The sequence below is a fragment of the Candidatus Acidiferrales bacterium genome (genome assembly GCA_035934015.1).
Taxonomy (GTDB): domain Bacteria; phylum Acidobacteriota; class Terriglobia; order Acidiferrales; family UBA7541; genus DAHUXN01.
The window spans coordinates 130,723-147,125 of sequence record DASYYH010000016.1 but is presented as its reverse complement, the minus strand read 5'-3'; the positions used below and the strand labels follow the sequence as shown (position 1 = coordinate 147,125).

The 16,403-nt window shown below is 57.8% G+C and carries 15 protein-coding genes; 11 read left to right on the top strand and 4 right to left on the bottom strand.

The features are described 5' to 3' along the window. Positions 1-222: 222 nt before the first annotated feature. The 10 genes from VGR81_07915 (at position 223) to VGR81_07870 (ending at position 10,012) form a co-directional block, all read left to right on the top strand. Positions 223-972, top strand: coding sequence for a hypothetical protein (locus VGR81_07915; GenBank protein HEV2288862.1), 750 nt, complete (start codon positions 223-225; stop codon positions 970-972). Positions 973-1,075: 103 nt separating this feature from the next. Further along, the gene (locus VGR81_07910; GenBank protein ID HEV2288861.1) at positions 1,076-1,630 is read left to right on the top strand and encodes a hypothetical protein; all 555 of its coding nucleotides are present in this window, start codon (positions 1,076-1,078) and stop codon (positions 1,628-1,630) included. 3 nt (positions 1,631-1,633) lie between these two features. Next, entirely contained in the window at positions 1,634-1,939 is a 306-nt protein-coding gene (locus tag VGR81_07905) for a transcriptional regulator (protein HEV2288860.1), read from the top strand. Between the two features lie 15 nt (positions 1,940-1,954). Then, positions 1,955-2,524 carry a hypothetical protein gene (locus VGR81_07900; protein HEV2288859.1) on the top strand — a complete coding sequence of 190 codons (570 nt, stop codon included), beginning with the start codon at positions 1,955-1,957 and terminating at the stop codon, positions 2,522-2,524. Positions 2,525-2,920: 396 nt separating this feature from the next. Next, positions 2,921-3,778: a 3-hydroxybutyryl-CoA dehydrogenase gene (locus VGR81_07895; protein HEV2288858.1), complete on the top strand. Its 858-nt coding sequence runs from the start codon at positions 2,921-2,923 to the stop codon at positions 3,776-3,778. A gap of 75 nt (positions 3,779-3,853) precedes the next feature. After that, positions 3,854-4,723: an alpha/beta hydrolase gene (locus VGR81_07890; protein HEV2288857.1), complete on the top strand. Its 870-nt coding sequence runs from the start codon at positions 3,854-3,856 to the stop codon at positions 4,721-4,723. A 167-nt stretch (positions 4,724-4,890) separates the two neighbouring features. Further along, the gene (recA, locus tag VGR81_07885; protein ID HEV2288856.1) at positions 4,891-6,000 is read left to right on the top strand and encodes a recombinase RecA; all 1,110 of its coding nucleotides are present in this window, start codon (positions 4,891-4,893) and stop codon (positions 5,998-6,000) included. Between the two features lie 248 nt (positions 6,001-6,248). After that, a complete protein-coding gene (locus VGR81_07880; protein HEV2288855.1) occupies positions 6,249-7,400 on the top strand; it encodes a penicillin-binding transpeptidase domain-containing protein in 1,152 nt (383 codons plus the stop codon). Between the two features lie 166 nt (positions 7,401-7,566). Beyond that, positions 7,567-8,877 carry a peptidoglycan DD-metalloendopeptidase family protein gene (locus VGR81_07875; protein HEV2288854.1) on the top strand — a complete coding sequence of 437 codons (1,311 nt, stop codon included), beginning with the start codon at positions 7,567-7,569 and terminating at the stop codon, positions 8,875-8,877. A 139-nt stretch (positions 8,878-9,016) separates the two neighbouring features. After that, the gene (locus VGR81_07870; protein HEV2288853.1) at positions 9,017-10,012 is read left to right on the top strand and encodes a c-type cytochrome; all 996 of its coding nucleotides are present in this window, start codon (positions 9,017-9,019) and stop codon (positions 10,010-10,012) included. Positions 10,013-10,058: 46 nt separating this feature from the next. Here VGR81_07870 and VGR81_07865 read toward each other — a convergent pair whose 3' ends face one another. Next, the gene (locus VGR81_07865) at positions 10,059-11,009 is read right to left on the bottom strand and encodes a thiamine pyrophosphate-dependent enzyme (protein HEV2288852.1); all 951 of its coding nucleotides are present in this window, start codon (positions 11,007-11,009) and stop codon (positions 10,059-10,061) included. Positions 11,010-11,040: 31 nt separating this feature from the next. Next, the gene (locus tag VGR81_07860) at positions 11,041-13,002 is read right to left on the bottom strand and encodes a 2-oxoacid:acceptor oxidoreductase subunit alpha (GenBank protein ID HEV2288851.1); all 1,962 of its coding nucleotides are present in this window, start codon (positions 13,000-13,002) and stop codon (positions 11,041-11,043) included. A 374-nt stretch (positions 13,003-13,376) separates the two neighbouring features. On the opposite strand from VGR81_07860, the gene VGR81_07855 reads away from it, so the two are divergent. After that, positions 13,377-15,845 carry an ABC transporter permease gene (locus tag VGR81_07855; protein HEV2288850.1) on the top strand — a complete coding sequence of 823 codons (2,469 nt, stop codon included), beginning with the start codon at positions 13,377-13,379 and terminating at the stop codon, positions 15,843-15,845. Positions 15,846-15,897: 52 nt separating this feature from the next. On the opposite strand, the gene VGR81_07850 is transcribed toward VGR81_07855, so the two are convergent. Then, positions 15,898-16,050: a hypothetical protein gene (locus VGR81_07850; protein HEV2288849.1), complete on the bottom strand. Its 153-nt coding sequence runs from the start codon at positions 16,048-16,050 to the stop codon at positions 15,898-15,900. Continuing rightward, positions 16,047-16,391: an NIPSNAP family protein gene (locus tag VGR81_07845; GenBank protein HEV2288848.1), complete on the bottom strand. Its 345-nt coding sequence runs from the start codon at positions 16,389-16,391 to the stop codon at positions 16,047-16,049. The genes VGR81_07850 and VGR81_07845 overlap by 4 nt, the downstream gene beginning before the upstream one ends. Positions 16,392-16,403: the final 12 nt, after the last annotated feature.

Below are 16,403 nucleotides of genomic sequence, written 5' to 3'. Positions count from 1 at the left end.
ACCTGCACCTGCCAGCGCGAGCGACGCGCCGATGGCAACCATCAATATAATTGCTCTCATAGCTTTCTTACCTCCTCTGCCCTCGGAAAGCCTCTACAGTAAAAATAAGCAGAAAGGCCGTAACGTCAACGGCGAGCTGCAAGAGGAGCGAATAAATGATAACGTAGCCTCTAACGGGCCGCGGTTTGCATTCTCCCGCCCGCATTGTAAGATTCATTTTCAATGTTCTGTCCCGTTTGCAAATACGAATTTCGCCGCGGCTTCGCGCATTGCAATCAGTGCGACGTCGATCTCGTCGACTCTTTGCCGCCCGAAGAGGATGCCGACCACTCGCTCGCGTCTCCCGCGCAACGCCAGCTCGACCATCCTGTCCTGCTCTGGAAGGGCGCGAGCGGCGGCGTCTACTCTGCGCTGACTCTCGCTCTCGAGAGCGCCCACATTCCCTACAATAAAGAAGAACTCGACGCCCGCCTCGTCTTCACTTCCGAGCATGTCGATCTGGAAATCTGGGTCCCCATCGCCAACCTCCCGCAAGCTGAATCCATTCGCGACTCCGTCCTCGCCAATCCCTTGAACGCCGATGCCGCCTCATCCCCCACGCTCGATGTTGCCGGCGAAGACGACGCCAGCGCCGAAATCCCCGACGAGAGCAACGAGGGCCCCGACAACATTCGCCGCGAAAACACCGCCCGCGAACTATTTCCCGAAGATGCTTCCGCCGAAATCTGGTCCGGCGCCGATGAAACTCTCGCCGATGTCCTCAAATCCTGCCTTGCCGAAATCGGCATCGCCTGCTACGTCGCCCGTCCCGATGAAGAGTCCGCCTCCGGCCCCGAATCGGCTTCCGCCTCCGTTTCGCCCTCTGCTTCTGCCGACGGCCACGGAACTTTTGCCATCCGCGTCCTTCCTGCCGACGAATCCCGCGCCCGCCAAATCGTCCGCGAAGTCATCGACGCCACCCCTCCGCAGTAGCTTCAGCAACTCTTCGCCAATAGCCGCACGCTTTGGAAAATAGTCATTGACGTCAGAGTTCTCTGTACAATAGAGTACGCTGATTGGGAGAGAGGAGTTTCTCATGCCCATTCCCCCACAAGAAGCTGCGAGCGCCCTGCACGACATCGAAAACGCCGAACGGCAGAGCGCCACTGCTTATCGCTATCAGAAATCTTCGCCGCATCTGTTCCTTTGGGGCATCATCTGGACCATCGGCTACGCTGTCATCTACGCAAGGCCGCGAGACTGGTTGGTCTGGGCAGTATTAATCGTCGTCGGAACCATCGGAAGCTTCTGGATCAGCTGGCGCGCGGGAGTCAAACGCACGCGGGCTTCTTTTAGCTGGCGCTACACAGCGACACTACTTGCTCTTTATCTGTTTACTGGCGCCTCTTTCGCGGTTCTACCGCCTAGGTCCAGCGCGCAGATTGACGCCTTTTTCCCCATCTTGATCGCCCTCTTGTACGTCATTCTCGGTATTTGGACGCGGGCCGCGCGAATCGCGCTGCTGGGCCTCGCGCTCGGCCTGCTCACCGTTGGGGGATACTTTTGGCTTCGCCAGTACTTTCTGTTGTGGATGGCTGTCGTAGGCGGTGGCGCATTGATTCTCGGTGGTTTTTGGCTCAGGAGCATTTGAGGCGTGGACTTCAAGACCGGCCAGCCTGATCCCATCATTCATCAGCCGCAGCGCCTGAAAATCATGGCTGCACTGAAGGCTTTGCCTGCGCGCGAACAACTGGAGTTCATGCGCCTCAAAGTCATCGTCGGTGCAACGGACGGCAATCTTGGTGCCCACATCGTCACTCTCGAGCAGTCCGGCTACGTCGAAGTCGAGAAAGATTTCGTCGGCAAGAAGCCGCGCACTCGCGTGCGCCTCACAAAAACCGGTCGCCGCGCCTTCGAGGATTACGTCGCTTTTCTCCGCGAAATCGTTGGACAGGAATAACGCAAGGAGGGTTCCATGCACATCGCTGACATTTCCATCATCGGTTGGATTCACACCATCGGCTGCATCGCCGCGCTTGTTTTTGGCGCTTGGAATCTCGTCGCCGCCAAGGGCACGCCACGCCACAAGTTTCGCGGACTCGGCTATACAATTTCCATGGTCGTCGCCATGGGCCTCTCGCTCTTGATCTACCGCTTTGACATTCCTCTCGTTCGCAGCGCAGCTCCGGGCCCAGACGTTTTTGGTCTTTTTCACTGGCTTGCTATTAATGCGCTCTTCTTTACGCTGCTTGGTTACTACGCGGCCTCGCGCCAGAACAGGGGTTTCTGGGCCTATGCACATCCGATTTCTATGACGCTGAGCTACTATTTCTTGGTGAATGGTCTTATCAGCGAGCTCTTTTCCCGGATAAACGCTCTGCGCCCGTTCGAGTTCACTATAGTCAACAGTAAGCCTGTTTTCGGGTCTCCTGTCCTGAGAATGACCCAGTTGACCGTCGAACTGAGCACGCTCTTTCTTCTGATTCTTTTTTCCGCCAAGGTCTGGCGCTACCGCCACTCCCGCGATAGGGGCATTGCAATGTAGCGCGGTATCGCCCGCCCGCGGCCAAGTGTTTTTCTCTTGACATCATAGTTATAAAGTGTTACATGTCGTTACTGACTGGCTATGCCAGTCGCAGAAGTCAGTGGGAGGGAAAGACGACGGGGCCGCGGCGACGCGGCTTTTCGCTTTTTATGCGCTTCCAAAATCCTAATCGAGTTTCTATGGAGAATTAGAACTTCATACAACTCACAGAAAACAAACGATCGGGCGCATTCCTAATCGAGTTTTTTCGCCGTTTTTTCTATCGTACTGTCCGATTCCGGACATCGCTTTTGATTGCTCCTAATTCTCATCATTGCTCATCTGTCGACTATCCATGGCGGCTGGGATATGCTTTCCTCGCATTTTATTTTCGATTTCGTTTTCTCTGAGGCTTGAATGTCAATCGACCAAATCAAAACCGTCGCTGTCCTGGGTGCTGGCACCATGGGCAACGGCATCGCTCACGTTTTCGCCAAATCTGGCTACAGCGTAATTCTCCGCGATGTTGATCAGAAATTCCTAGATCGCGCGCTCGACGCCATCTCGAAGAATCTCGACCGCGAAGTGAAAAAAGCGAAAATCACCGAAGCCGAAAAGCCCGAAATTCTCAAACGAATCCGCACCACCGCGGCCGCGGCGGATCTCGCTGCCGCCGATCTCGCCGTCGAAGCCGTTCCCGAGCAGCGCGAGCTGAAGGAACGCGTGCTGAAAGAAGCCGACGCTCTCTTGCGCCCGGGAGTTATTCTCGCCAGCAACACATCTTCGATTTCTGTCACTGCGCTCGCTGCGAAAACCAGCCGCCCGGAAAATTTCATCGGCATGCACTTCATGAATCCCGTGCCGGTGATGACGCTCGTCGAAGTCATTCGCGGCCTGCAAACCAGCGAAGAGACGTTCAGCACAACAATGGAGCTATGCAAAAAACTCGACAAGAATCCCGTCGCCGTCAATGACGCGCCCGGCTTCGTTTCCAATCGCGTCCTCATGCCGCTCATCAACGAGGCTGCCTACGCCGTCATGGAAGGCGTCGCCACGCCCGAAGCCGTTGACGCCGTCATGAAGATGGGCATGAATCATCCCATGGGCCCGCTCGAACTCGCCGACTTCATCGGCCTCGATGTTTGTGTGGATATTCTGGAAGTTCTGCAAACGGGCTTGGGCGATCCGAAATATCGTGCCTGCCCGCTGCTCAGAAAATATGTCGCTGCCGGCTGGCTGGGCCGCAAATCCGGCCGCGGCTTTTACAGGTACTGAAGCAATGTCAATCCTCACCTCGTCCAAGATAGCCAGCCCGGGCGAACGCATAAATTTCCCGCAAAGGAGAAGCACATGCCATACGTCACCGTTGGCAAAGAGAATTCCGGAGATATCAGCCTCTATTACGAAGACCATGGATCGGGAAACCCTGTTGTATTGATCCATGGATATCCGCTCAGCGGCTCTGCATGGGAAAAGCAGACTGCAGCGCTCTTGGCTCAAGGCTACCGCGTCATCACGTACGACCGCCGCGGATTCGGTCGGTCGAGCCAGCCCACGACGGGATATAACTACGACACGTTTGCCGCGGATTTGCGTAAACTCGTCACGCATCTCAAGCTGAACAATTTCACGCTCGTTGGTTTTTCCATGGGCGGCGGAGAAGTAGCGCGCTACATCGGAAAATACGGCAGCAAAGGCGTCAGCAAAGCCGTTATCGTTGCAGGCGTCCCGCCCTATCTGCTCAAAGCGGCAGACAATCCCGAAGGTGTCGACGGCAGCGTTTTCGAGGGAATCGCGAAAGCGGTTGCCGCAGATCGCTACGCGTTCTTCACTGAGTTTTTCAAAAATTTCTACAACACGGACGTTTTTTTGGGCAAGCGCATCAGCGAAGAGGTAGTCCGCGCCAGTTGGAACCTCGCCGCTGGCTCTTCCGCTTTTGCGAGCCTCGCCTGCGTGCCAACATGGCATGAGGATTTTCGCAAGGATGTCGCGAAGATCGATGTCCCCACACTGGTTCTTCACGGAGACGCGGATCGAATCCTTCCCATCAGCGCTTCGGGTGCGCGGACGGCAAAGCTCATCAAGAACGCCGTTTACGCCATAATCAAAGATGGACCGCACGCCATCACTTGGACGCACGCAGACGAAGTGAACGCGAAACTCCTGGAATTCCTCGGGAAGGGAATCGCGAAGCGCGCCGCTTCCGGCCGGGGCAAATAGGAGACTTGGAAGCGCAAATTAATCTTTGCTTTTTGTTCGCCTTGTGCTAATCTCTGGCTCTGGACGGAACCGGAGACGGATAGGGAACTCTCTGGTAAACTGCCGCAACGATAATTAGCGGCGGCTGGGGATTTTCAGTCAGCTGGAAATCCCAAAGGCAGGCAAAAATGACGCGAGGTGAGGAAATGGAAGAGAAAGTCAAAATGCTGGACGCGGCGATTGCGCAGATTGAAAAGCAATATGGCAAAGGCTCGATCATGCGCCTTGGGACCAAAGACGTTCTCGTGCCGGTGAACGTGATTTCCACGGGCTCGATTTCCATTGACGCCGCTTTGGGCGTCGGCGGCGTGCCGCGCGGGCGCGTCATCGAAATTTATGGCCCGGAGTCCGGCGGCAAGACCACTCTCGCCCTGCACGTCATCGCCGAAGCGCAGAAAACGGGCGGCACAGCCGCATTCATCGACGCGGAACACGCCCTCGATCCGTCCTACGCGCGCAAACTCGGCGTTGATGTGGATAACCTTCTCGTCTCCCAGCCCGACAACGGCGAGCAAGCCCTCGAAATCGCGGAAGCGCTGATTCGCTCGAATGGCGTCGACATTGTCGTCGTGGACTCCGTCGCCGCGCTTGTTCCCAAGGCCGAACTCGAAGGCGAAATGGGCGAGCCGCAAATGGGTTTGCAGGCGCGCCTGATGTCGCAGGCGCTGCGCAAGCTCACCGCCATCGTTTCGAAGTCGAAGACCTGCCTCATTTTCATCAATCAGATTCGCGAGAAAATCGGCGTCATGTTCGGCAATCCGGAAACGACCACGGGCGGCCGCGCACTGAAATTCTACGCCTCGATTCGCCTCGATATTCGCCGCATTCAGGCGATTAAAGAAGGCGATCGCGTCATCGGCTCGCGCACGCGCGCGAAAGTTGTGAAAAACAAAGTCGCCGCCCCCTTCCGCGAAGCCGAATTCGACATTCTTTACGGCGAAGGCGTTTCGCGCGAAGGCGATTTGCTCGATTTGGGTGTCACGCGCAACATCCTCGAAAAATCCGGCACGTGGATTTCGTTCAATGGCGAACGCCTCGGCCAGGGACGCGAAAACGCGCGTGTTTTCTTGCGTGAAAACGCCGACATTCGCAACAAAATCGAAGCAGCTCTGCGCAAACAGTTGGGCATGCCCGTGCCCGGGCATGATGCGGAGAAGTCCGCCGAGAACGCCAAAGGCGAAGCGGCAAAATCGGGCCCGCAGCCCGTACCCATCGCCAAAGCCAAAGCCGCACGATAATGCGCGCGCCGTTGCCAGGCGGCTTTCCGGCGGCGGCAATTCGGTCTTCGCCGGGTTAGGTACCGGCCCAAAAGTGCTGCCCATAGCGAGTACCTGAATCGCCATCGCCGCATCCAAGTACTATTGTGACTTCCGCTACCACCTGCAATGATTAGTCTGTTTTAAGTTGCGGCGAGTCCCTCGATTTTCTTAGAATGTGCTGGCAGCAAAGCCACAGGGGGACAGGAACCGAATATCGGCTAAATTTTATGAAAATTTTCCCAGCCAATTCGCACCGCGTACTAGCGAAGCTCGCTCTCATTTTTTCTATTTTCGCACTCATTTCTCTCGCGCCATTTGCATTGGCAAATGGTCCGGCACGTTCCGGTGCAACGGCATCCAAATCAGCAAATAACGCCACGCATCGCCGGTATCGCCGTTATCGCGGAACTCCGACATACGTGCAGGATCCGGGGTTGGGAGACGATTCACAGTTCGACGATCCCATCGTGCGCCAAGTCGCGCTCGATGCGCTCGGAAAGCAAAATGGATCCGTCGTTGCGGTAGATCCCTCCGATGGCCGGGTGCTTTCCATCGTCAATCAGAGGCTGGCGTATTCCGCGGGCTTCGAGCCTTGCTCGACGACGAAGCCGGTGATTGCCGTAGCCGCGCTCGAGAAAGGAATCATCAATCCGGACACGATGATTCGCGTCGGCTACCGGCGCTACATGGATTTGACCGAGGCGCTCGCGCATTCGAACAACGCATACTTCGAAGAGCTGGGACGACGGCTCGGCTTCGACACAGTCTGGCATTACGATCATCTGTTCGGCCTCGGCGAGCGGGCCGGCTACGATATTTCCGATGAGCAGCCCGGCGTTCTTCCGGCAAACCCGCCGCGCTACGGCGGCGTGGCGCGCATGTGCAGTTTCGGTGAAGGAATTCGCATGACGCCGCTGCAACTGGCGGCTATCGTTTCGACCATCGCCAACGGCGGGACAATGTACTATCTGCAGTATCCGCAATCACAAGCGGATGCGCAGGATTTTCAACCGCGCGTGCGCCGCACTTTGCAGATTGCTCCGCTTCTTCCCGATCTTCGCCAGGGAATGCTCGCGGCAGTTCTTTACGGAACTGCGAGACAAAGCAACGACCCGGAGGGCGAGCAGGCGCTGGGCAAGACGGGAACTTGCAACGATGAAACCATGGGCGGCCGGCTCGGCTGGTTCGCTTCTTATGCCGGGGAAGAGAGCCCGAAACTTGTCCTTGTGGTTTTGCTCCGCGGCCGCGCGCGAATCGTCAATGGCCCGCATGCCGCCGACGTTGCGGGCAAGATTTATCACGACCTCTATGAGCGCAAGTATTTTGCCGATAAGCCGAGCGAACCGATCGCGACGGCCACGGCCACTCCTGAGCGCTGACCGTTATAACTACAAATCCAGGCGCGCCGCGCAATTCACTCTGAATATCAGCAGACAAAAAATGAGTGCTAAAGCGTGTGCAAGGTTTCGCATTTCCGCTTTGGCGCGACCAGCGAATGCGCTATCCTGCGATTCCAGTTGCCTGCGCGAAGCTTGGGAGAATTCGTTGGCGCGGAAGAAAATCGTCATCTGGTCAGTCATTGTGGCGACGGGGCTGCTCGTCATTGGGGCGTCTTACTATGCGCGCTATTCCGTGCAACAGCGCCTTGCGCATGAAATTGTGCTGGCGCAGGAAGCGGCGATTCTTGCGCGAAAAAATTTGATTGAGTTCACGGTTCGTCGTGTACCGCGCGGAATGCCTTTTGCAGCTTTGCTTTTGCAAATGGGAGTCGATCCCGCCACCACGGTTCAAGTGGTTCTCTCCGCCCAACACGTGTTTAATTTCCGCACGCTGCATGCTGGCAATGAATTGATGCTTGGCCGCTCGGCGCTCGGGCAGCTCTTAATGCTGTGCTACCAGATCGATCCCGACCACATTCTTACCGTGGTGCGGCGCGGCGCGCAATTCGAGGCAACTGTCGAAGCGCAGCCGATTCAGACGGAGACTGCGTCGGTGGAAGGGAAAATCGGCGATTCGCTTTTCGACGCCGTTGCGCAGGCGGGCGAGTCGCCCGAACTGGCGATGCGGCTGGCGGACATTTTCAGCTGGGATTTGGATTTTTACACCGACCCGCGACCGGGCGACACGTTTCGCGTGGTTGTGGAGAAAAAGCGGCTCAAGAACAATCAGTTCATCGGCTACGGCAAGATTCTGGCGGCGGAATACGTCAACGATGGGCGCGCGTATCGCGCCGTGCTGTTCCACGATCCCGCAGGAGTGCCTGCCTACTACACGCCGGACGGTAAATCGCTGAAGAAGGCCTTTCTGCATTCGCCGCTGAAATTCGCAGCGGTGGTCACTTCGCATTTCAGCTATAGCCGCTTTCATCCAATCTTGAAGGTCTATCGCCCGCATCTGGGAACGGACTATGCGGCGCCGACCGGCACGCCGGTACAGTCGATTGGTGATGGCCGCGTGATTTTTGCGGGGCGCAAAGGCGGCGACGGAAATCTGGTCAAGATCGAGCACATCAACGGCTACGAAACCTATTACATGCACCTCTCGCGCATTCTGGTTCACCCCGGTGAGCGCGTGACGCAGGGGCAGACGATCGGACGCGTTGGCATGACAGGTCTGGCCACGGGACCGCATCTCGATTTCCGCATCGAGCGCCACGGGCAGTTTATGAATTTTGAACGCCTGCCGCTGCCGCCATCGCAGCCCGTGGCGCGCCGCGACATGGTGGAATTCGTGGCCGTGCGCGACAAAGAAATGGCGCTGCTGCCACCAGTGGGAACTTCGGTGGCCAGCGCGGTGGCGCCTGCATCATCTTCCAGCCGTCTCGCTGGGGCACCGGCGGCCTCAGCTCCTCGTTAAAAACCTTTCGCTAAACTGAAACTGTGAGTTGAGTGCATTGCAGGCCGGCTCAGCCCAGAATTTCCTTGCATCTTTGTGCCTCTTCCCCTAGCTTCGCCCGGTTATGAGAAGACTTGCGAGGATACTCGGCATACTCGGTATGGCGATGGTTGCGCTTCTCGCCATAGCGATCACGTTCACGATCGGCTGGCGTCCGTTCATCGGCCCGCGAGCGCGGCCGCTCACCAATCGGTCATTCGCCGTCACGCCGGAACGCCTTGCGCGCGGGCGCTACCTTGTTGAAAACGTCGCTGACTGCATGGGGTGCCACTCGCCGCATGACTGGGCAGCGCCAGATATACCCATTCCCCCTGGAATGGAAGGAGCAGGCGAAGTTTTTCCCTTGGCCAACTTGCCCGGCAAGGTTGTCGCGCCGAATCTGACCCCGGACCGGGAAACGGGCGCGGGTTCATGGTCTGACGATCAACTCGCTCGCGCGATCCGCGAAGGCATTGGCCACGATGGCCGCACGCTTTTTCCCATCATGCCGTATCTGCATTTTCGCAGCATGTCGGACGAAGATCTTGCCTCGGTTATCGTTTTCCTGCGCTCACTCAAGCCTGTCCACAATCCGCTGCCGCCGACGCAAATCATTTTTCCTGTGAAGTATCTGATCCGCGATGTGCCGCAACCGCTCGCAGCGCCGGTCCCTCCTCCGGATGCCTCCACGCCCGTCGCGCGCGGCGCTTATCTTGTCGCTGCCATCGCCGCATGCACGGATTGCCACACGCCGCAGGACGCACACGGCATGCCTCTCCCGGGGATGGAGTTCGCTGGGGGCTTCATTCTCGAGGGTCCGTGGGGACGCGTCGCGAGCGCGAACATAACGCCGGCCCCCTCGGGGATTCCTTATTACGATGAAGCTCTCTTCAAGCAGGTCATGCGGACCGGTTACGTCAAGGCGCGCAAGCTCAGTCCAATCATGCCGTGGCAGGACTTCCGTGGAATGACCGATGACGATCTTGCATCGATCTTCGCGTACGTGCGCACGCTGAAGCCGGTCGATCACCGTGTGGACAACACGGAGCCTCCGACCTATTGCCCGCTATGCAAATCTGTTCACGGCGCGGGCAACCAGAATCGCGCGAAACAGTAACAATTTACGAAAATCTCATCGAAGGCTGAAGGCTGGCACTGGCCGTTTACATTAGCTCTTGCAGATTTGGCGTGATGTCGCGGTGATAGAGATCCAGTTCCGCGAGCGGCTTCTGCTGCAGGCCGGGGATTTTTGCCTTTAGGTGATCCTCGTAGGTGGGAACGTCTAGCTTGTAATAAACGCCAAGCGGAATCCTTCCGCCGGGTTCCTGCGATTTCAGTAACGCCTGCGCTTTTTTCTGCGCGATTTCGACCGGATCATCGGGATTGTGGACGATGGGGTCGTAGCCGGTTTGATCGAGGCGATAGAGGCGCGGCTGGCCCTCGATCTGTCCGGCGTAAAATCCTTTGGTGTGCAGATCGTTGTACGTCGGGCAAGTTTGCAGGACGTCGACGAGCGCGCTGCCGCGATGCTCAATGGCCTGAGCGATAATTTCGGAAAGATATTTCGTATCGAGAGCGTAGCCACGCGCGACGAATGTGTATCCGCAGGCGAGAGCGAGGAGAATCGGATTGATGGCGTCCATGATGGAGGCTTCGGACATCGATTTTGTTTTTTGCCCCTTGGCGATGGTAGGAGAGGCCTGGCCTTTCGTCAGCGCGTAGACGTCGTTGTTCATCACGACATACGTGATATTCAGATTCCGCCTGCCGCCGGCGACGAAATGGCCGCCGCCGATTCCGTAAGCGTCGCCGTCGCCGCCCACGCCGATGACGGTCAAATCGTGATTCGCGAGCTTCATGGCCGTCACGGAGGGCATCACGCGGCCATGAAGCGTATGAAACGAATACGCGTTCATGTAGTGCGCGGACTTGCCGGCGCAGCCGATTCCACTGATCACCGCGACGCGATGCGGCGGCACCTGGAGCTTGGCGAGAGCCATCTGAACGGCGGAAATGACGCCGAAATCGCCGCAGCCGGGACACCAGTCGTTGTGAATGTCGGATTTGAAATCCGCCGGCTGAACTGTTTTCACATCCGTTGGCGCTGTGCTCATAAAAAATCCCTCACCCTGTGATTTCTTCGATTTAGCGGTTATAGCCCGGCGGCAGCGGCACCATTGGCGCTAGCATCTTCGGATTGGCTTCGCGCAGCTCGAGCATTTGGTCGAATTCCAGATTGCCATGGCCGGGTTCGACGACGCGGCCCTGCGAAATCACCAGCCGTTCACCCACGCCGGGCTTTGCCGCCTCGAGCGCGACCATGATCTCGTCTTCAGAGAACGGACGGCCGTCGTATTTCACCACGCTGTGATGAACGGAAATGCCGGTCTCCGTGCGGATGAGACGCGCAAGCTGGCCGGAATAATTGCCGTCGAAGCAAACGACGCGTTCGGCGCGCGACAGAATATTTTTCGCGGCTTCGGATGGGAAGGGGCTCATCAGGCGGATGTGCAGCATCGCGTATTTGGCATGATGCGGATCGGCATGGTGGAGCGCGTCGTGCACAGCGCCCTTTGTCGAACCCCAGCAGACCGCCAGCACGGGAATTTTCTGCGGCGCGGCGGGGCCGAGATAGATGTACTTCTTGCCGTCAGGAATTTCGCGCGCCGCGAGCGCCACCTTGCCCATGCGCTTTTCCATCATCGCGAGGCGATTGCCGATGCCTTCGGTGATGTGGCCGCGCGGATCGTGCTCGTCGGAAGTGGACCAGAAAATTCCACCGGTCTGGCCGGGGACGGAGCGCGGACTGACGCCTTCTTTGGTGAATGCGTAGCGCTGATAGTCGCCGTTGGTGTTCGCGGGCTTGACCAAGCCGCGATCAACTTTCAAATGCGAAGTCTTGAACGGCGGCAGCGTCTGATAGCAGCTCGCCATGTGTTTGTCGACCAGCACAATCACGGGGATCTGATAACGGTCGGCATAGTTGAAGGCGTCAAACGTGTCGTAAAAACATTCTTCGATATCGCCCGAAGCCATGACGATGCGCGGAATGTCGCCCTGTCCCGCGTTGAGAGCGAAGAGCAAGTCGCCCTGTTCCTGGCGCGTCGGCAAGCCGGTGGAAGGACCGCCGCGCTGATAGAGAACGAGCACAGGTCCGGGCGCTTCAGTGATGGCGGCGAAGCCAAGGCCTTCGGGCATAAGCGCAAATCCCGGTCCGGAAGTTGAAGTGGAAGCGCGAACGCCGCCGTGCGCGCCCATCACCGCCGCGTCGATGGCGGAAACTTCGTCTTCGGTCTGCAGCACGACGAGATTGTGGTCGCTCTGATAGCCTTCGAGATAAACGCTTTCGTCCGTCGCAGGGCTGATCGGGTAATATGTCTGGAGGCCGCATCCGGCCTTGATTTTGGCCATGCCCACGGCCTGCGAGCCTTTGACCAGTATCTGTTCGCGCTTCGGAGGCGCAGCGGGCAGAGCGAATTTCAACTGGCCCGCGAATCTTTCTTTTGCGTAATCGTAGGCATAGCGCGCGGCATTCACGTTCAAGTCCGCGACTTTCCCTGCCTTGGCGCCGAAGCTGTCGCGAATGGCTTCCGCAACGGGATCGAAATCGAATCCCAGAGCGCCCACGGAAGCGCCGAGAGCGAGCGTGTTAGTCATGATGCGATACGCACGAGCCTGGCCTGGTTTGCCTGCCTCGGTAAGCGCGCGGTCGAGCAATTCCGCGTAAGGCATTTCCCACAGGAAAATATCCTTGCGGCCGATCAACTCGATGAATTTTTTCTGTTCGACGTCGTAGAGCAGCGCTCCGCCGGGGGCGATTTCATGGACGTGGCCACGATGGGCAGGGAATTCATGATAGAGGTCGCCGATGAGTGTTTCCTCGTCGAGCGAGGAGAGCAGATGCACGGCGTCGAGGTGCGAGGAAACGTGCTCGCCGGAGATGCGCAATTTATAGGCGCTGTGCTTGCCTTTGATATTCGAATGATATTCGATCTGTCCGAAGACGTAATAGCCCGAGCGGGAGAGCGCTTTGGCAAGAATTTCCGCGCTGACGTTCAGGCCGCTTCCCTGCGGGCCGCCAATCATCCAGCAAAAATCCGATCCCATTTGTTTTCCACCCGTTCGATGGCTTTCTGCGAGACTTCGCAGCGCTGCCACGAAATGCGCGGCGCAAGCCGCCGAACTCTTATGCGAGTCGCCCGACGGGAAATTACCCGCCAAGCGAACCACCAAGCCTAGCATAGCGCAAGGAGTACGAAAACGGAAAATGCCCATCGCAGCTTGACTCGCCCAATTGCCAGCTCGCCGAGAAATTCGAAGCGAAGGATTCAATCCCTTTAGGATGGCGAAGATCAAACGTGGCCGACGGGCCTCGCGGAACATTTCTTAATCCATTGGCGTACTGATGATTGAGGGCCGGATTCTGAGCGCCGAGGCGTGCGATCAGAGAGCCGCGGGCGGTTCCTCACGGAGGCCTGCCGATGGATTCTCTCGCCGCACAACTGAAGCAAGTCTTCCGCCGGCTCGGCCGCGCGCCAATGTTCACATTCATTACGCTGCTGATGCTCGCGGCCGGGATTGGTGCGAATACTGCCGTTTTCAGCGTGGTTGAAGGAGTTCTTCTGAAGCCCTTGCCTTATTCGGAGCCGGGGCGGCTGGTCGGCGTGTGGCATACGGCGCCGGGTCTTAACATTCCACAACTGGATATGTCCCCTTCGAATTATTTCATTTACAGCGAACAGAGCCGTGCATTTCAAAGCGTCGGTATATACCAAAATGATTCCGTCAGTGTCACCGGCGTCGGTGAACCTGAGCAAGTGCCGTCCCTGGATGTCACAAAGGAAGTGTTGCCCATTCTTGGTGTTCGTCCGCTGCTCGGCCGGCTGTTCTCGGCGCAGGACGTTCTGCCATCGTCGGCCGCCACCATCCTTTTGACGTACGGCTACTGGCAGCACAAGTATGGCGGCTCCTCTTCCGCCATTGGGCGAACAATCATTGCTGACGGAAAGCCACGGGAAATCATCGGCGTATTGCCGCAGGATTTTCGCTTTCTGGATAGGCCGGACATAGCCTTGATAGTTCCGATTCAGTTTGACCGCGCGAAGACGTTTCTTGGGCAGTTTAGCTACGATGGCCTGGCAAGACTCAGGGCGGGAGTCACTCTTGCGGAAGCCAACGCTGACGTGGCACGCATGCTTCCTATCGTCCTGCGGAGTTTCCCGCCACCGCCCGGCTTCAGCGTCGAGCTTTTCCAGAAGGCGCACATCACTCCGGACTTGAGTCCCTTGATGCAGGACGTCGTCGGCAACGTCAGGAGCCTCTTGTGGGTTCTGATGGCCGGCATCGGAATGGTTCTGCTGATTGCTTGCGCCAACGTCGCGAATCTCTTTCTTGTCCGCACAGAAGGCCGCCAGCAGGAACTTGCCATTCGCGCCGCGCTTGGCGCCAGCCGTGGACGCATTGCCGGGGAATTGCTCTTCGAGAGCGTCGTCATCGGCTTGATGGGCAGCATTCTCGGACTGGGAGTCGCTTGGGCCGCACTGCGCCTGCTGATCATATTGGCCCCATCTGGCCTACCCCGCCTGAATGATATCGGTATCGATCTTCCTGTGCTTTTGTTTACCTTGGGCATCTCCCTGTTCACGAGCCTTCTGTTTGGAATGATACCGATCCTTAAGTATGCAGGCGCGCGCGTAGGAACCGGTCTGCGCGAAGGGGGACGCACTCTGAGTCAGAGTCGCGAACGGCATCGCGCGCGCAACGTTCTTGTCACCGTGCAGGTTGCGCTCGCCTTGGTCCTCCTGATCGGTTCCGGCCTGATGATTCGCACGTTCCGCGCATTAGTGCACGTAAATCCGGGGTTTTCCCCCGCACAGGTCCAAACATTCAGCGTTTACATCCCCAGCACCAGCGTCCCGGATCCCGTGAACGTCGTTCGTGCCCAGCAGGAGATGTCCGACAAAATTGCCGCTCTTCCTGGAGTCTCCTCGGTGGCATTCTCGAATGCGATTCCTATGGATGGCAACGCCTGGAATGATGCTGTTTTTGCGCAGGACCGCGCCTACGCACAAGGCGAGCTTCCCGCACTGCGCCGGTTCATATTCGTTTCGCCAGAATATTTCCACACGCTGGACATTCCGCTTATTGCCGGCAGAAATCTCGCCTGGAGCGACATCTACAACAAGCTTCCTGTCGCTCTGGTCTCCGAAAATTTCGCGCGCGATTACTGGCGCACGCCTCAGAACGCCATCGGCAAGCGCATACGCGTTTCCACGATCGACGATTGGCGCGAAATCATCGGCGTGGTGGGCGACGTTCATTACGACGGCATGGACAAACCCGCGCCAAGCATCGCCTATTGGCCGACACTCGCCGCCAAGTTCGAAAGCTCACCGATCAATCTGCGCCGCGAAGTGGTTTTTTCGATCCGCACGCCACGCGCCGGCTCGCAGGCTTTCTTAAATGAAGTCCGCCAGGCTGTCTGGTCCATCAACAGCAGTCTGCCGCTCTCCAGCATTCATACCCTGGATTATTTCTATAACCAGTCGATGGCGCGCACTTCCTTCACGCTCGTGATGCTGGGAATCGCCGGCGCGATGGCGCTGCTGCTCGGAGCCGTGGGACTCTATGGCGTGATCGCATATTCCGTTTCGCAGCGGACGCGCGAAATCGGCATCCGTATCGCCCTCGGCGCACAACAAAATAGTGTCGTCGGCATGTTCGTTCGGCAGGGATTGCTGCTCACCGGCATCGGCGTCGCTTGCGGCCTTGCCGCAGGCTTCGGCGTTATGCGGCTGATGTCGTCGTTGCTTTTCGGCGTGAGCGCGCTGGATCCGGTGACTTACGCAGGAGTGACGGCTATTCTCATCGCCATTGCGCTGCTCGCCAGCTATTTGCCTTCGCGGCGCGCGGCGAACGTCAATCCTGTCGAAGCGCTTCGCGCGGAATAACGACGGCGATGGCCAATGCGCCGTTGCCCTTGTGCGACGCGCGGAAGGCGCGTCAGCGGCGTTGCCTGTGATAGGCGCGCCAGGCGCCAATGGCGTCATACCAGTCTGGCGAGCGGTCGGCGATCTTCAGAACGCGAAGCGCGGCGATAAATTGCTCCTCGGTCGGCAGTGTCGATAATTCTCGAATCAGATCGCCAATCGTCATGCGCATGCCGGGAGTGTCGACGGCACGCCGAAGGTGCCGTCAACGATTTCGACGAAGTTTCTCTCTTCGCGCAGAATGAAGCGCATGGACTGCGCCATCGCGAAATTCTCGACTGCCTCCGAATCAGCCCGCAGGCGCGCCCGGTATCGCTCGTAGGCGGCGAGACTCTCGAAGGCAATCAGTCCCCAGGCGATGTCGTTCGTTCCTTCGCAGGGAAGGAAATATCCGACGAGATGGCCGCCATTGCGAGGAATGATGCCGCTCCAATTTTCGGCGTATTTTCTAAAAGCGTCCTTCTGGAATGGGTCAATCTGATAGCGGATCAGGCACAGAATCTTCATAAGCTGAATTCC

What these genes read in the sequence shown, in the direction of transcription:
- VGR81_07915 (HEV2288862.1), top strand. Translation starts at nt 223, where the DNA reads ATGTTCTGTCCCGTTTGCAAATACGAATTTCGCCGCGGCTTCGCGCAT.
- VGR81_07910 (HEV2288861.1), top strand. Translation starts at nt 1,076, where the DNA reads ATGCCCATTCCCCCACAAGAAGCTGCGAGCGCCCTGCACGACATCGAA.
- VGR81_07900 (HEV2288859.1), top strand. Translation starts at nt 1,955, where the DNA reads ATGCACATCGCTGACATTTCCATCATCGGTTGGATTCACACCATCGGC.
- VGR81_07895 (HEV2288858.1), top strand. Translation starts at nt 2,921, where the DNA reads ATGTCAATCGACCAAATCAAAACCGTCGCTGTCCTGGGTGCTGGCACC.
- VGR81_07890 (HEV2288857.1), top strand. Translation starts at nt 3,854, where the DNA reads ATGCCATACGTCACCGTTGGCAAAGAGAATTCCGGAGATATCAGCCTC.
- recA (HEV2288856.1), top strand. Translation starts at nt 4,891, where the DNA reads ATGACGCGAGGTGAGGAAATGGAAGAGAAAGTCAAAATGCTGGACGCG.
- VGR81_07880 (HEV2288855.1), top strand. Translation starts at nt 6,249, where the DNA reads ATGAAAATTTTCCCAGCCAATTCGCACCGCGTACTAGCGAAGCTCGCT.
- VGR81_07870 (HEV2288853.1), top strand. Translation starts at nt 9,017, where the DNA reads ATGGCGATGGTTGCGCTTCTCGCCATAGCGATCACGTTCACGATCGGC.
- VGR81_07865 (HEV2288852.1), bottom strand. Translation starts at nt 11,009, where the DNA reads ATGAGCACAGCGCCAACGGATGTGAAAACAGTTCAGCCGGCGGATTTC.
- VGR81_07860 (HEV2288851.1), bottom strand. Translation starts at nt 13,002, where the DNA reads ATGGGATCGGATTTTTGCTGGATGATTGGCGGCCCGCAGGGAAGCGGC.
- VGR81_07855 (HEV2288850.1), top strand. Translation starts at nt 13,377, where the DNA reads ATGGATTCTCTCGCCGCACAACTGAAGCAAGTCTTCCGCCGGCTCGGC.
- VGR81_07850 (HEV2288849.1), bottom strand. Translation starts at nt 16,050, where the DNA reads ATGACGATTGGCGATCTGATTCGAGAATTATCGACACTGCCGACCGAG.
- VGR81_07845 (HEV2288848.1), bottom strand. Translation starts at nt 16,391, where the DNA reads ATGAAGATTCTGTGCCTGATCCGCTATCAGATTGACCCATTCCAGAAG.